The sequence below is a fragment of the Cyclobacterium sp. L-R genome (assembly GCF_056859355.1).
The window spans coordinates 1-14,761 of the sequence record NZ_JBSXOH010000092.1 but is presented as its reverse complement, the minus strand read 5'-3'; the positions used below and the strand labels follow the sequence as shown (position 1 = coordinate 14,761).

Annotated in this window: 11 protein-coding genes and 1 tRNA gene; 8 read left to right on the top strand and 4 right to left on the bottom strand. The window is 38.2% G+C overall.

From position 1 onward, the window contains the following. Window positions 1–892 precede the first annotated feature (892 nt). Window positions 893–1,312: a 6-pyruvoyl trahydropterin synthase family protein gene (locus AC13EX_RS19530; RefSeq protein WP_048642443.1), complete on the top strand. Its 420-nt coding sequence runs from the start codon at window positions 893–895 to the stop codon at window positions 1,310–1,312. 30 nt (window positions 1,313–1,342) lie between these two features. Continuing rightward, on the top strand, window positions 1,343–2,449 hold the full coding sequence (gene lpxB, locus AC13EX_RS19525; protein ID WP_048642444.1) for a lipid-A-disaccharide synthase: 1,107 nt from the start codon (window positions 1,343–1,345) through the stop codon (window positions 2,447–2,449). On the opposite strand, the gene clpX is transcribed toward lpxB, so the two are convergent. The 4 genes from clpX to AC13EX_RS19505 all read right to left on the bottom strand — a co-directional run bounded on the left by clpX (window position 2,446) and on the right by AC13EX_RS19505 (window position 5,931). Then, complete coding sequence (gene clpX / locus AC13EX_RS19520) at window positions 2,446–3,669, bottom strand: ATP-dependent Clp protease ATP-binding subunit ClpX (RefSeq protein WP_048642445.1); 1,224 nt, start codon at window positions 3,667–3,669, stop codon at window positions 2,446–2,448. The genes lpxB and clpX overlap by 4 nt on opposite strands. Before the next feature lie 7 nt (window positions 3,670–3,676). Continuing rightward, a complete protein-coding gene (locus AC13EX_RS19515; RefSeq protein ID WP_048642446.1) occupies window positions 3,677–4,348 on the bottom strand; it encodes a ClpP family protease in 672 nt (223 codons plus the stop codon). Between the two features lie 82 nt (window positions 4,349–4,430). Then, a complete protein-coding gene (gene tig, locus AC13EX_RS19510) occupies window positions 4,431–5,759 on the bottom strand; it encodes a trigger factor (RefSeq protein WP_048642447.1) in 1,329 nt (442 codons plus the stop codon). Window positions 5,760–5,849: 90 nt separating this feature from the next. Continuing rightward, a tRNA-Leu gene (locus tag AC13EX_RS19505) sits at window positions 5,850–5,931 on the bottom strand. A 228-nt stretch (window positions 5,932–6,159) separates the two neighbouring features. Between AC13EX_RS19505 and AC13EX_RS19500 the strand changes: the two genes are divergently transcribed. The 6 genes from AC13EX_RS19500 to AC13EX_RS19475 all read left to right on the top strand — a co-directional run bounded on the left by AC13EX_RS19500 (window position 6,160) and on the right by AC13EX_RS19475 (window position 14,551). Beyond that, window positions 6,160–8,379, top strand: coding sequence for a RelA/SpoT family protein (locus AC13EX_RS19500; RefSeq protein WP_482893979.1), 2,220 nt, complete (start codon window positions 6,160–6,162; stop codon window positions 8,377–8,379). A 58-nt stretch (window positions 8,380–8,437) separates the two neighbouring features. Next, window positions 8,438–8,932, top strand: a complete 495-nt coding sequence (locus AC13EX_RS19495) for a Fur family transcriptional regulator (protein WP_048642449.1) — start codon at window positions 8,438–8,440, stop codon at window positions 8,930–8,932. A 3-nt stretch (window positions 8,933–8,935) separates the two neighbouring features. Beyond that, window positions 8,936–9,280 carry an STAS domain-containing protein gene (locus AC13EX_RS19490; RefSeq protein WP_048642450.1) on the top strand — a complete coding sequence of 115 codons (345 nt, stop codon included), beginning with the start codon at window positions 8,936–8,938 and terminating at the stop codon, window positions 9,278–9,280. Between the two features lie 115 nt (window positions 9,281–9,395). After that, window positions 9,396–10,667, top strand: a complete 1,272-nt coding sequence (locus tag AC13EX_RS19485) for an adenylosuccinate synthase (protein ID WP_482893978.1) — start codon at window positions 9,396–9,398, stop codon at window positions 10,665–10,667. A gap of 450 nt (window positions 10,668–11,117) precedes the next feature. Continuing rightward, a complete protein-coding gene (locus tag AC13EX_RS19480; RefSeq protein WP_482893977.1) occupies window positions 11,118–13,526 on the top strand; it encodes a PKD domain-containing protein in 2,409 nt (802 codons plus the stop codon). Continuing rightward, window positions 13,526–14,551 (top strand): PorP/SprF family type IX secretion system membrane protein, encoded by a 1,026-nt coding sequence (locus AC13EX_RS19475; RefSeq protein ID WP_482893976.1) that lies wholly within the window; start codon window positions 13,526–13,528, stop codon window positions 14,549–14,551. Before AC13EX_RS19480 ends, AC13EX_RS19475 begins: the two co-directional genes overlap by 1 nt. Window positions 14,552–14,761 lie beyond the last annotated feature (210 nt).

The following is a 14,761-nucleotide window of genomic DNA, read 5'->3' as shown; positions in this document are numbered from 1 at the left end:
TAAGTAATAGGATTCGTTATGAGTGGTGTAATCACAATAAAATCAGGCTATTTGGAGACTGAGTCATAGCACCGCTATGGTGAAGTCGAAAATAGCAACGAAGTGACTGATTTTAAAGTGATTCCATCACGTAATAGAAGGTCTATTGCATATTTCGGGTTGAATTATTGAACTTAGGCTTAGCCGATAGCTTGAGATTGTATCCGGTTTAATTTCTATGTCAGGAACGATTGTGAAGTTGGGAATAGCTTTACGGGGTAGGAAAAGTAGAAATTCGGATTGGAGGGTTTTGCATTTCATGGCTTAATAGGTTTAGGTCAAAACATTTGTTATATTTTAATTTGTGTAGATTCAAATTCAGGTGGTTTAATGATTTTAAATCAAATACCGTATATATATGACTCTTTAGAAAATCTTTTTCGTAAACGTGGAAGTTGGAATCGTGAAAGTGTTATTTCAGTTCTTATAGCTTTTGGACAATTTTTCGGAAATAGGAGAGAGACATTTTTTTCGGGAAAGAACCTTTCTCAGCCCATTGTAGGGGAGCGGGATCTCCATAGGTTGTTATCTTACTATCTTTCTTAGCCTTAATTCTTTTTGATTTAAGGGAAAATAAAGGAGGAGAACTTGTTAAGTAGGGGATGGTATTGTTTGGGGCTGCTCAAGTTGAATACTATTGTAATAAAAGCTTGTGATTAACCTCTCAGGTCTATTTTAATAGTAGTTACTTTTTAGCGTTTAGGCGAGATTTTACCCAAAAGCCAAAAAATAAAAATAGCTTGTTTGGATGTGATCATGCCACAAAGGACAGAAGAAATGGGTATCCAAATAGCAAAGCAGTGATTTTTGTGTCTTTTTTATGTAACTTTGTAGCCTTAATTTAATAGAAAAAATGGTACACGTTTGTCGGAAGGAGCATTTTAATGCAGCCCATAAATTATGGAATCCGAAATGGTCTGAAGAAAAAAATAAAGCTGTGTTTGGACCATGTTCCAATGAAAATTGGCATGGGCATAACTTTGAACTGATTGTCACGATCAAAGGGAGGCCAGACGAAGATACGGGCTTTGTGGTGGATTTAAAGCAATTAAGTACCCTTATTCGAAATGAGGTTATTGATAAAGTGGACCATAAAAATCTAAATGTAGATGTCCCTTTCATGACAGGGAAAATGGCTAGTTGTGAAAATTTGGTCATGGAATTCTGGAAAATCCTGCAGCCTAAGGTTGATAAGATTGTAAAGGATGGAGGACTCTATAAATTGACTTTGTATGAAACACCAAGAAATTTTGTTGAATATTACGGAGAATAATTTCTTCTAACTTTTATAAACTACCTGCCATTGAAATACTACATTATTGCTGGAGAGAGATCAGGGGATTTGCATGCATCCAATCTTCTACTTGCTTTGAAAGACAAAGATGATAATGCTCAGTTTCGTGGAATGGGAGGGGAGTATATGGAGGATGCTGGCTGTACACTTTTTGCCCATTATAAAGAGATGGCCCTAATGGGGTTTGTGGAGGTATTGATGCACTTTAGGAGGGTGTTTAGGTATTTAAGCGCCGTCAAACAAGATATGGTTGCTTTTCAGCCAGATGCTTTAATTTTGGTGGATTTTGCAGGTTTCAATATGAAAATGGCCACTTTTGCTACTCAAAAAGGCATTAAAGTTCATTATTACATTTCTCCTAAATTCTGGGCCTGGAACCAAAATCGGGCTTATCGGTTAAAGAAAAACGTGGATAAGCTGTACACCATTCTTCCTTTTGAACCTGAATTCTTTAAGAAGTTTGACTGGGAGGTAGATTATGTGGGTAACCCATTATTAGACGAAATCAATAAATTTAAACCAGATAAGGATTTTTTGAGTCAGCACCAACTTGGAACCAGACCTTTGATTGCACTTCTTCCTGGAAGTAGGAAGCAGGAGGTTAATAAGATGTTACATACCATGATAGGTTTAAAAAGTAGCTTCGATAATGTAGATTGGGTAATAGCTGGTGTACGTAATCTATCTGCGGATGTTTATCAAATGGCCGAAGATGCAGGAATTCAGGTGGTGTACGATAAAACCTATGACATATTGTTACATGCAAAGGCGGCGGTGGTGACTTCTGGAACAGCCACGCTTGAAACAGCATTGTTTAATGTGCCTCAAGTAGTGGTATACAAGACAAGCCAGATATCTTATGCCATAGGCATGCAGTTAATCAAAGTTTCCTTTGCCTCGCTGGTTAACCTTATCGTTAACAGGGAAGTGGTGAAGGAATTGATTCAGGGGGAGTACCAATCCGAGTTCGTAGAGGAAGAACTTAGGGGGATTTTTGAAGAAGGTCCCAAGCGCACAAAAGTATTGGAGGGTTATGGAGAATTGCGAGGCCTTTTGAGCAATAAAAAAGCCTCGCAGGAAACTGCAAGGCTTATTTTTGATAGTTTATCTAATTAAGCTACTTGGAGCTTTTTGAATTTTGATTTCTCGAATTGAGTTCGAGCATATTCTTCATTTATGACTAGTGTATGTTTTCCTTCCTCAGAAGGGAATTCATACATGGCATCAGTGATGATGGCCTCACAAATAGATCTTAGCCCTCTGGCACCCAAATTGAATTCAACCGCTTTGTCCACGATAAAATCAATGCCTGACTCTTCAAACGTTAGGTCAACATTTTCCATTGCCAAGAGTTTGACGTATTGTCTAGTCAATGCATTCTTTGGTTCGGTAAGGATTAGTTTCAAAGAAGCTTTATCCAAAGGATCTAGGTGAGTCAGCACTGGCAATCTACCAATTAGTTCGGGAATAAGGCCAAATGCTTTTAAATCCTGAGCGGTAACATATTGCAATAGATTGGATCGGTCAATCTCATCCGCATTCGTCTTTTTACTGAAGCCCAAAGGCTGCGTATTTAACCTTCCTGCGATATGTCTTGCAATCCCATCAAATGCTCCCCCACAAATGAATAATATATTTTCTGTATTTACAGAGATCATCTTTTGGTCGGGATGCTTTCTTCCTCCCTGAGGTGGAACATTCACTATGGTACCTTCAAGCAATTTAAGCATGGCTTGTTGTACGCCCTCACCACTAACATCCCTAGTGATAGATGGATTGTCTGATTTTCTGGCTATTTTATCAAGTTCATCGATGTATACTATACCTCGTTCTGCAGCTTCCACATTATAATCAGCGGCTTGTAGCAATCGTGTAAGAATACTTTCTACATCTTCTCCCACATATCCTGCCTCAGTCAATACTGTAGCATCTGCAATGCAAAAGGGAACCTCCAGTGTTTTAGCTAAGGTTTTAGCCAGGTAAGTTTTTCCTGTTCCGGTGTCACCTACCATGATGATATTGGACTTTTCAATCCTTACATCATCCTCGTCCTGTTTTTGTCCTAGTCTTTTGTAATGATTGTATACAGCTACAGTTAAAACCTTTTTAGCCTCCTGTTGTCCGATTACATATTGATCCAAGTAGGCCGTAAGTTCTTTAGGTTTTTTTAATTTGAACTTAGGTTTTTTACCTTCCTTTTTCGTCTTGTCCTCTTCTCCCAGTATTTGGAAAGCTTGTTCTATACAAAAGTTACAGATATGCGCAGAAATACCGGATACCATAAGGTCTACGTCCTTCTTATTCCTTCCACAAAATGAACATGTTACTTGCGCCATTCAGATTTTATTTTACTTTTTTCGTCAATACTTCATCAATCAAGCCGTATTCTTTGGCTGCTGATGCTCTCATCCAATAATCTCTGTCAGAGTCGATTTCAATTTGCTCTATGCTTTTGCCACTGTGTTCGGCAAGTATTTCATAAAGCTCCTTTCTTAATTCCAGAATTTGTCTTACTGAAATTTCCATGTCCTTGGACTGACCTTGCATTCCTCCTGAAGGCTGATGTATCATGATCCTTGCGTGAGGCAAAGCAGCACGTTTTCCAGCGGCCCCACCTGCAAGCAATACAGCTCCCATAGAAGCAGCAAGTCCTGTACAGATTGTTCCTACTTCAGGGTTAATGTACTGCATGGTGTCATAGATCCCCAAACCTGCATATACAGAACCTCCTGGGCTGTTGACATACAATAAGATGTCCTTTTTGGCATCCACAGACTCCAAAAATAACAATTGAGCAGTGATGATATTGGCTATGTGGTCATCTACTCCTGTCCCTAGAAAAATAATTCTATCCATTATTAATCTGGAAAAGACATCAATTTCCCGGAAATTAGTAGGACGTTCTTCAATGACTGCACGTGTCATATTTTCCACAGAATGGATATATTGGTCAAAGGTATTGCCACTAATGCCCTGGCCTTTGACTGCGAATTTTCTGAATTCCTCTTTATTCATTTCTACTTTTCTCTTTGTTAATGTTACAAAAATAAAAAAAGCCCTTAGATAAGGACTTTTTATTAACAAAAAATTTTTAGAATTAGTTTTCGAGTAGTTCTTTAAACTTTTCTACTCCGATCTTTTCTTCTTTTAAATCGATCTTGCTTTTGACAAAATCAAGGACCTTTTCATTTTGAACCGAAGTCATCATTTGCATATAGTTTTTACCTTCATTCCCCTGAAGGTAATTTTGCAAAAACATATCCATATTGTCCTCAAGTTGTGCGCCCATTCCGGATGAGGCCAACTGCTCACGAATCATTTCTTTTGTCTTTTCAATGACATCTTCGTGCTCAGCTTTTATATCGTTGTCTTTTGATATTTTATTAGAAATCAAAGACCATGTCAATTGCTTGGCATAAGCAGGGAATTCTTTCTCCACATCCTCATTGCTTACCTTGCCATCATTGGCACGGATCAACCATTCTTTCAGGAATGCTTCAGGAAGGTCAAGTTTATGGTTAGAAATAAGGCCATCTTTGATCTGTTCTTCATTGAACACCTTAATTTCTTTTTGATAGTTTTCACTTAAGATGGTTTTTACCTTCTCAAGAAATTCTTCTTCAGTTGAAACCTGATCAGGACCAAAAACTTTATCGAATAGTTCTTGATCTAATTGTGCTTCCTCAGTTCTATTGATGTTTTGAACAGTGAAAGTAAATTCACCTTTAAGGTTTTCAGCAGCTTCCTTGCTAATATTTAATGCTTCAGCAATATCTCCTTTAATTGCTTTAGAAGGGTCGAAAGAAATAGTGTCTTCTTTTTTAACTCCCAAGAATTTTTTAACTGTTCTGCCATCCAAGCTACTTAAAGGGATAGATAGGTTTTCTTCATAAGAACCATCAACCGCTTTAAGATCTCCGTAAAGAAAATCATTTTCTTCACTTACCTCAGGATTGGTCATTTTACCGTATTGCTTCTTGATGTTTTCAATAGCTTCATTTACTTCCTTATCAGAAAGTGCTATTTCATACACCTTAGCATCTATTTTTTGGTCAAGGTTAAGGTCAATATTTTCTACAAAACCAATTTTGTAACCAAATTCGAAATCTTTTTGCTTTTTCCAGTCAATGTTCTGACTGTCTTCTTCAGAGGGTATAGGATCACCCAATACTTCAAAATCCTGTTCTTTTAAAAAATCATTTAAGGATTTGGACAAAATGGTATTTATTTCTTCTACCAATACTGATGTGCCATAAAGGTTTTTAACCATTGTAAAAGGAGCCTTACCAGGTCTGAATCCTTTGATATTGGCTTTTTTAGCGTAGTCTTTTATTTTGGCATCAACAGTTTGTTGATAATCTGCTTCCCCAAGTTTAATCTTTACTGAGGCTTCATTGGCAGCATGTTTGTCTAATGTAATTTCCAAGGGATCTGAATTTAATGTTTACCTATAACAAAAACCCTCCATCCTGATTTACCAAAAGGCAGTTATCAAGATCGAGGGATTTAATGGGTGTGCGGATGGAGGGACTCGAACCCCCATGCCTCGCGGCGCTAGATCCTAAGTCTAGTGCGTCTACCAATTTCGCCACATCCGCAAATAAATAAATAAATTGTCTACTAATATTACCTTATGTAATAAACGGGAAAATAATTTCCATCATCCCTGTCTATCTTTACATTCAAGTCTACTTGAAGGCTTGTTTTTAATGTGGTGCAAAGGTAATAATCAATTTTAAAGTTTCAATACTTTTGCCAAAAAAAAATTAAAATTTTACTTAAGATTTTGATTCCGTAGTCTGGAAATATTTTATAACTTGTATCGTATGATCAAAGTTGATATAGAAGAAGAGCGAAAAGAAATTCTCAAACGTTACAGGAAACTTTTGAGATTGGCTAAGCCATTGCTTAAATCGGGCGATGCCAAGTTGATCAAAAAAGCTTTCAATGTAGCTAGTGAAGCCCATAAAGAAATGAGGCGCAAATCTGGAGAACCATATATCTATCACCCATTGGAGGTTGCTCTAATTTGTGTTGAAGAAATAGGTCTGGGTACGACCAGTATTGTTGCTGCCCTGCTTCATGATGTTGTAGAGGATACAGACATGGAGTTGGAAGATATAGAAAGGGAATTTGGTGTGAAGGTTGCCCAAATTATAGATGGGCTTACCAAAATTGCTGGTGTTTTCGATTATGGCTCTTCACAACAGGCAGAGAACTTTAGAAAGATGCTTCTTACGCTTTCTGACGATGTACGAGTGATCCTTATCAAATTAGCTGACCGGCTAAACAATATGCGTACACTTGATTCAATGCCTCGCCACAAGCAATTGAAGATCGGTTCTGAAACCAAATACCTGTATGCACCATTGGCTCATCGCCTGGGCTTGTATTCTATTAAGTCCGAACTCGAGGATCTGCATCTTAAGTTTATGGACAAAGAAGCTTATGATTTTATTACAAAAAAGATCAGTGATACCAGAGTTTCTCGAAATAAGTTTATAAAAACCTTTATAACACCCATAGAGAAAGAGTTGGAAGAGCAAGGCTTTAAATTTGTAATTAAAGGGAGGCCCAAGTCTGTTTACTCCATTTACAATAAAATGAAGTCCCAAAACATCCCCTTTGAGGAGGTGTTTGATTTGTTTGCCATCAGAATAATCATCGATACAACTTATGAAAATGAAAAAGCGGCTTGTTGGCAGGTGTATTCCATAGTGACAGACTTTTACAGACCAAATCCAAACAGACTCAGAGATTGGATTAGTACTCCTAGGGCAAACGGATACGAATCATTGCATACCACTGCCATGAGCCAAACAGGACAATGGGTGGAAGTTCAAATCCGAACTCAGCGAATGGATGACATAGCCGAAAGGGGGTATGCAGCTCATTGGAAGTACAAGGAGAAGGAAAACGCCCCTGAAAAAGCAGCTGGAAGCCTTGATGAATGGATTACTCAGGTGCGGACCTTGTTGGAGAACAATGATGGTTCTGCTATTGAGTTTATGGATGATTTCAGAGGGAACTTATTTCATGATGAAGTTTTCGTATTTACCCCAAAAGGAGACCTGAAAGTGTTGCCATTTGGTGCTACTGCTCTGGATTTTGCCTTTGAAATACATACTGAAGTTGGAGCCAAATGTATAGGGGCCAAGGTAAACCAAAAACTGGTTTCAATTGGTCACAAACTAAAAAATGGGGATCAGGTTGAAATTCTAACTTCCAATAAACAAAGACCCAATGAAGATTGGCTAAAATCTGTCGTTACTTCTAGAGCCAAATCCAAAATAAAAGACGCCCTTAAGGAAGAAAAAAAGGGCTTTATGATGGATGGAAAGGAAATTGTTCAAAGAAAGCTGAAACAAATGAAGCTTGACTTTTCCTCAGAGATAGTGGAACAGTTAAGGGCCTTTTTTGAAACAAAAACCACTTCAGAGTTTTATTATAAAGTCGGCAAAGATATTATAGATGCTACTTCAATAAAAAGTTTTAAAGATTTTAAGCAGCAGAAGAAATCTAAAAAAGGACCTCAATTAAATTTTACAGACGAAAAATCGTTCACCAAGGAGATTAAAAACTTAAAGGGGCCAGAGCATGATCAGTTATTGATCGGCGAAGACATGGATGTAGTGGATTATGTATTGGCAAAATGCTGTAATCCTATCCCTGGAGACGCGGTTTTTGGTTTTGTTACGGTCAATGAAGGGATTAAAATCCATAGGACAGCTTGTCCCAATGCCCTTGAACTTATGTCCAATCATGGGAACAGAGTGATCAAGGCCCGATGGACCAGCCAACAGCAAATTGCATTTTTGGCAGGTTTGAAGATTATTGGGACAGATAGGGTAGGCTTGATAAGTGATCTTACCAAGGTTATCTCTAACGAATTAAAGGTGAATATGCGCTCTATTACAGTTGATTCCGATAGGGGGATTTTTGAGGGAAGTATAAAATTGTATGTAGATAGTACCAACCATCTTGAGAAACTAATCGACAATTTATCAAAGGTTCAAGGCGTTCTTAAAGTGTCTCGGTTTGATTAGCAGAGTTAAATCATCCATTTTTAAATAAGAACAGTATATTTGTAAAAAAAATGAAAGTATGGCTTCAACTGAAAGTCTTTACGAAAAGGTAAAGAAAATATTCACCGCCTATTTGGAGAATAAAAAACTTAGGAAGACACCGGAGAGGTATGCGATTTTAGAGGAGATTTATAGCAGAGGCGGGCATTTCGATGTAGAAGGGCTATACATTAGTATGAAAAACAAAAACTACCGGGTGAGTAGGGCTACTGTTTACAATACCCTCGATTTGTTGGTAGAATGCGACCTTGTAACCAAACATCAATTCGGTAAGAACCTTGCGCAATATGAAAAGTCTTACGGGTATAAGCAACATGACCACCTAATTTGCACCGAATGCCATCAAGTTAAGGAGTTTTGCGATCCCCGTATCCAAAATATTCAAAACACCGTTGGGGAAATTCTAAATTTCAATATCATCCATCATTCACTTTTGCTCTATGGCAATTGTACTGATGATAATTGTGAGTATAAAACTAACCCACCTGCGGAAAAAATTAAAAATAAATTATAATCCATGAAAGCAGAATTTCATTCGAAAATAGAAAACAATTCTTTGCTACTAAAGATCAAAGGAGATTTGATCGGTGATGACTCAGGCCCTCGATTGGTTGGCCTGGTTTCTGATGGCTTGCAGGATGGAGTGAAAAATTGTATTATTGATCTAAGTGAGGTCAGGTACATTAGTTCAAGCGGAATTGGCGTTTTGATAACAGTACTTACAAAAATGAGAAATGCCGGAGGAGAAGTTTACCTTGCATCACCGTCAGAACATGTCAAAAAGCTACTAATTATCACAAAACTCAATAATATTTTTAACGTTTTTGACACTTTAGAAGAGGTGTTGAAACAATTTAAATAAACTTTAAGCTTTATTTGTAGAATAAAATTTAGCTTGGAAGTTGTAAATTTTTATAAACATGACAATCTTCACGTCGAATTTTGACAGAAGGCTGTAATACTTATTTAAAAATAAAATGAAAATGGACGTTCTTTTAGGTCTCCAATGGGGTGACGAAGGCAAGGGAAAAGTAGTGGACTATCTAGCGCCAAACTATGAAATGGTAGCCAGATTTCAAGGGGGCCCTAATGCTGGTCATACCTTAGAGTTTGATGGGATCAAACATGTTTTGCACCAAATCCCGAGTGGGATCTTTAGGGAGAACATCCAAAATATAATTGGCAATGGTGTAGTCCTTGACCCAGTTGTATTGAGGAAAGAAATCAAAAACTTGGAAAAGTTTAATATTGATTTCAGTAAAAATATGGCAATTTCAAAGAAAGCCACCATCATATTGCCTACCCATAAATTATTGGATGCGGCTTATGAGAAATCCAAAGGAGATAAAAAGATTGGCTCCACCTTAAAAGGAATCGGACCTACTTACCAGGATAAAATTGGAAGGGTTGCTTTAAGAGTAGGGGACATGTTGTCTCCTGACTTTAAGGAGAAATACCATGATTTGGTACAGCGCCATAAAACAATACTAGATTATTATGATTTCGGTTTACAGGACCTGCCAACTTTGGAGGCAGATTTCTTTGAAGCGGTGACCTTTTTCAAATCCCTAAGACTTATCGAAACGGAATTTGAAGTGAATGCTGCCATTAAATCTGGAAAAAAGGTGCTTGCTGAAGGTGCGCAAGGTTCTCTTTTGGATATAGATTTCGGTAGTTATCCGTTTGTTACAAGTAGTAGTACTATGGCCGCTGGTGCCTGTACTGGACTGGGTGTACCTCCTTCCTCCATTGGAGAAGTGTTCGGGATATTCAAAGCTTATTGTACACGAGTAGGCAGTGGACCTTTCCCAACCGAGCTTTTTGATGAGGACGGAGAGCAAATGCGTAAAGATGGTAACGAATTCGGTTCTACTACAGGTAGGGCTAGAAGATGTGGATGGATAGATCTTCCAGCTCTTAAATACTCTATCATGGTCAATGGAGTTACCCAGCTCTTCATGATGAAAGGAGATGTGCTGAATGGATTTGAAAACATTAAAATCTGTACTGAGTACAAATTGGGAGATGGAAACACTTCTGACCAACAGTATCTCAATGGGACTACAGAGGGAATTCAACCCGTTTATGAAACAATGAAAGGTTGGAATTGCAGTTTGGAAGGGATCACTAAATATGAAGATTTTCCTGAAGAACTTAAAGCTTACGTTATTTTCCTTGAAAAAGAACTTCAGGTACCTATCAAAATGGTGTCTGTAGGACCGGATAGAAAGCAAACAATTCTAAAATAATAGTTTAATTTTCAAAAAAAAATATTTCGAGGCTTCTTCCTAATTATCAGGAAGAAGCCTTTTTTATTTATTTTTTAATTGAGTATCTTAACTCCCTAATCCTTGATGGAAAATCTTGAGAAGAGTCCTTATAAGCGGGATTAATGATTAGGGTAGCTGCTGAGAGCTGTAATCAAAAAAGAAGTAAGTTGTTTGAAGAGGTGGGCCTATCTTCATTCTGATTTGCATTGAATCTTCAGGGTTGACCGATGATGAATTTATCAATACCTAAGATAACCTAGCTATTGCTGTTTCAGGATTCAATTGTAAGACTGGTGTCGGGAGAAAAGCAAACCTGGCTTTTGCAATTGGTTTTTACCAACATTAAAGGAGAAGTGATTCCTCCTCGAATTTTAAGGTTTATTGCCTATTTTGGCTTAAAGTTTTTACTAGCAATAGGAGAATAAGGACATGGAAGAAGTGCTTATGTATATAAACAAGAGTAGTGTTGGCTATAGGACTTTGTTCTTTTTCTGTAAAAGGGGGTTGTTGTCAACTGTTTACAAGGTTCTTGTTTGTTTTTTAATCTTCCTAACTTTCCCTCAAGACTTATTTTCGCAGCAGGGATTTCCCTATTGTGAATCCTTCCAACAAGCAATTGAGAGGAAAGAGACCGTTTTAGGTGGTCATGCTAAAATTAGCGATGGTGTTCTTAGGCTGACAGATGCAGTAGGTGATCAGAGTGGTTATGTTTATATAGATATTCCTTTCTCTTCTAGTTTTGGCGTTAAAGCATCTTTTGAATATTTTAGTTATGGAGGGACCGGAGCGGATGGATTGACCGTTTTTCTTTTCGATGGTTCTACTACTTCTTTTTCTCCAGGTGCGTTTGGAGGTTCTTTGGGCTATGCAATGAATGCAAAGGTTGGAGGTTTGACCAATGCTTATATGGGGGTAGGGTTTGACAGCTTTGGTAATTTCGGGAATAACTCCGAGGGTAAAACTGGAGGGTTTCCGCAAGAAGAAAGCAAGCTGCATCCCAATGCCATAGTGATAAGGGGACCAGGGAAAGGTTTCAATGGTTACCATTATATCACTGGTGTGAAGACCAATGAAGGTGGTGCATATGGTTTACCGGAAGACCAACGGGTTCCAATTAGCTCTGGTGGGCCAAATACAAGGAGGGTGACAGACCCTGATAAAAATGGTTACCGTAAAGTGATCATTAAGCTTCGACCAAAGAATGGAGGAACAGGTTTTTATTTGGATGTAGAAATGATTTTCACGAGTTCAGATGGCAATCCAAGGCAAATTACACTTATAGACAATAAAGATTATCCCTACCCCTCTCCTAAAACTTTAAAAATAGGTTTTGCAGCATCTACAGGAGGAGAAACCAATATACACGAAATCAGAAACTTATTGGTGGAAGTGGCAGATGAAGATAACTTGAAAAAACCGACAACCAGCGTTGTTGAAGGATTTTTGGTTTGTGAAGGGCAGGAGAACCATCTTGAAATACCTAAAGAGCAATACAATTTACCCAATCAAGATTCAAGAATAAGCTGCATGAGGTTTTATGAGTCACTTGAGCAAATTGAGGAGATGGAAAAGGATCCTTGTCTTTCAGGGACTTGTAGCGATGATGAAACAAGGCTTGCTTTGAAGGAGGGAGTTTTCCGATATTCAGGAGATGGTTCGAAGTTTTCATTTATCCCCAATCCGGGTTTTGCAGGTGAAGAGGTGCAGGCCTATTTTACCATTACGGATAATTATGGTAAATCATCTGAAGGAAGTCCCGTTGTGCTCAAGGTTTTGGATAAACCGGAACCAATAAGTATTATGATCAATGACCTTCCACTTGTTAATATGGATGCCTGTCCAGGAGAATCTGTAAATTTAAGTGTTCATTCTCTCGAGGAGATCCAACAATACGAATGGTACAAAGACGGTGAACGATTGCAAAACTTTTCTGAATCGTCAATAACGGTTTACAGCCCGGGAGTTTACCATGCTAGTGTCATTACTCGTGAGGGCTGCCCATTGGTTTCTGAAAGTATTGGAATTGCCTATCCTTCATTTCCTGATTTGGTAGTGCCAAACAGCCTGTTTGGTTGTCATCCGGAGATATTTCCCGATCCAAGGGAATACATAACAGATTACGACGCTGAGTTTTATGACTATCAATTCGAAGATGAGTCAGGTTCCTTGTTTCTCAATGAGGAAGTACTTGACTTGACAGATGATGGCTTATACCTAATTAGGGTTAAACCTAAATCTCTGGAATGCTGGTCTGAACCACTTACTTTTAGGCTAAGGTTGCCTGAGGAGGCATTGGAAGCAATGGCGGATTATGTGCTAAATGCTACGGGGAATAAGGAGGAGGCTGAGGATGGCATTCTTTCTACGGATCAAATTAGGTTCATAGATCATTCCAAAGGAAACCCACAGAAATGGAATTGGGACTTTGGGGATGGTAATACTAGTTCACAAAGATCACCTGTACATGTATATAATGAAAAAGGGGAATTCATTGTATCCTTAACCGTTGAGACTGGGCCCGATTGCGCAGCAACTTACCAACTACCTATTTCTATTCGAAGAACTTATAGGGTCATGTTTCCGACGGGCTTTACACCTTCACGTGAAGAAGATAATTTTTTCATGCCCAAAATGAAAGGGATAGCAGCAATGGATCTTAAAATATTCAATACTTGGGGGGAGTTTGTGTTTCAAACTACGGCTATCAATGGCCCTGGATGGGATGGAACCATCAATGGAAAACCACTTCCTCCGGGTACTTATGTATATAGAGGTGATTTTGAAACCAACAAAGGAGAGTTGGTTACCAGGTCAGGTAAGTTTCTTTTAATAAGATAATGAGGAAAATAATAATTTTGATTGTTTCTTTTTTTAGTATAGCGGCAGAATTGGTTCAGGCCCAAGACATGCAGTTTTCTCAATTTTATGCGGCGCCTATATTTTTGAATCCGGCGTTTACTGGAAGTACGGAATGGACCAGGGTAGGTGTCAATTACAGAAACCAATGGCCAGGTTTAGATCGAAGCTTTAATTCTTTTTCTGCTTATTTTGATCATTTCATAGACCATAAGAACAGTGGGGTAGGTGTCATCGCCAATGGTGTTCGTGATTCTTTTTCTCAAATACAGAACATGGAAATTGGTTTGACCTATGCTTACCGCATCAAACTGGGGGAGGAAAGTTATCTTCACTCGGGAGTTCAGGCCAGTTTTGTTCATAGGAATGTAAATGTCGAAAGCATCATACTAGGAGCGCAAATAGACATTGATAGAGGGGTAGTGGTAGGGAATGGTGTCAATTGGGTAGAAGATGTGAGTCAGAGGAGTCATGAAGACATCAATACAGGATTGTATTATTATGACAAGAAGTTCTGGCTAGGTGTGTCTGCCCATCATTTGACACGTCCCCATATTTCATTCCTTCAATTGGAGGATCAGAGGCTACCTATACGTTATTCTATTCATGGTGGAGTCACCTTTGATTTATTTAGCAATAATATTGGAGATGTTATTAACAATACCTTACAAGAGCGAACCCTATCTCTTGCTTTTAATTATAAGAGACAGGGTTTGTTTGATCAATTGGATGTGGGCTCAGAGTTTTTCTATGCACCTCTTATATTGGGTGTATGGTATAGGGGATTGCCTACTAAGCGTAGTTTACCGAATAATGAAGCCATTGTCGCATTAATGGGGTTTTCATTGCCGAATGATTTGCAGATTGGTTACAGTTTTGATTTTACTGTTTCTAAGCTGGCCTGGAGGAACAGTGGAGGGGCACATGAATTGTCCATGCGTTATACTTTCAGGAATTATAAATTGGGCAAAAATCGAGACAGAGTTATTCCTGGATTTAAATATTGAGTTCCAAAAAGTTTTTATGGTTGATTATCAGTTGATTTGTGATATTATGTGGTTTTTCTTTGCGGAATGCATGGTTATTTAAAAAATAACGTGCACCTTTGTCATCCCAAAAGCGGGTAAAGAGAAGAGAAAAAGGCATCAAAAAGTTTCTCAAAAAATAAATTAAAATAAGTTTTTGCAAAGTTAAATATTCCTTTTATCTTTGCACTC

Excerpts from the sequence above, each read along its gene's own strand:
- AC13EX_RS19530 (WP_048642443.1), top strand. The coding sequence starts at position 893 with ATGGTACACGTTTGTCGGAAGGAGCATTTTAATGCAGCCCATAAATTA.
- clpX (WP_048642445.1), bottom strand. The coding sequence starts at position 3,669 with ATGGCGCAAGTAACATGTTCATTTTGTGGAAGGAATAAGAAGGACGTA.
- AC13EX_RS19515 (WP_048642446.1), bottom strand. The coding sequence starts at position 4,348 with ATGAATAAAGAGGAATTCAGAAAATTCGCAGTCAAAGGCCAGGGCATT.
- AC13EX_RS19500 (WP_482893979.1), top strand. The coding sequence starts at position 6,160 with ATGATCAAAGTTGATATAGAAGAAGAGCGAAAAGAAATTCTCAAACGT.
- AC13EX_RS19495 (WP_048642449.1), top strand. The coding sequence starts at position 8,438 with ATGGCTTCAACTGAAAGTCTTTACGAAAAGGTAAAGAAAATATTCACC.
- AC13EX_RS19490 (WP_048642450.1), top strand. The coding sequence starts at position 8,936 with ATGAAAGCAGAATTTCATTCGAAAATAGAAAACAATTCTTTGCTACTA.
- AC13EX_RS19485 (WP_482893978.1), top strand. The coding sequence starts at position 9,396 with ATGAAAATGGACGTTCTTTTAGGTCTCCAATGGGGTGACGAAGGCAAG.
- AC13EX_RS19480 (WP_482893977.1), top strand. The coding sequence starts at position 11,118 with ATGGAAGAAGTGCTTATGTATATAAACAAGAGTAGTGTTGGCTATAGG.
- AC13EX_RS19475 (WP_482893976.1), top strand. The coding sequence starts at position 13,526 with ATGAGGAAAATAATAATTTTGATTGTTTCTTTTTTTAGTATAGCGGCA.